We start from the raw sequence: 512 nt of genomic DNA, 5'->3' as shown, positions 1-512 counted from the left end.
CCACGCTCCTATGCCGCCGCGCCGCCGGGCGGCGGCGTCGGGCAGTTGGGTGCCACGGGTCGGCGTGCCCTGCCGGCGGCTGCCGGTGGTCCTGCTGTGGGACTGGGGGCCGTCTCCGTGGTCGTCGTCGGCGGGGGCGTACGGCTGCTCGCTGTCGGCCGCCCTGCTGTGCGCGCCTCCGGGGCCGGTGTCGGCATCCGGGCCCCGGCCGTCGGAGGTCCGGCCCTCGGAGGTCCGGCCGTCAGGCCTCCGTTCGGAGGTCGAGAAGCCGTAGTGGGTGTCGACGGCGCTCCGGGGGTCCGGCACCCGTGGGTCGCGGGGGCGGCTTCCGTACGAGTGGACCGTCCGGCCGTGCGGCTCCTCGGGCCCGCTCCGGTCCTGCCCGGTGCCGTACGCGTCCCCGGTGCCGTACCGCGAATCCTGCCCGGGGGTCCGGCCGGAGCCGGGCCGCGGTCCGGGCTGAGGGGCGTGCGCGGGCGCGTGCCGGGGTCCGCGCGGGGATCCGTCGCCGT

General features: G+C 79.3%; 1 pseudogene. It reads right to left on the bottom strand.

Going from position 1 to position 512, the window contains the following annotated elements:
• Positions 1-512 (bottom strand): annotated as a pseudogene (locus GT042_RS34595) (hypothetical protein); the annotation flags it as partial.

This window comes from Streptomyces sp. SID3212 (assembly GCF_009865405.1).
In the GTDB taxonomy this organism is placed as follows: domain Bacteria; phylum Actinomycetota; class Actinomycetes; order Streptomycetales; family Streptomycetaceae; genus Streptomyces.
The sequence above is the reverse complement of the archived record's forward strand: the minus strand, read 5'-3'. Positions and strand labels throughout refer to the sequence as shown.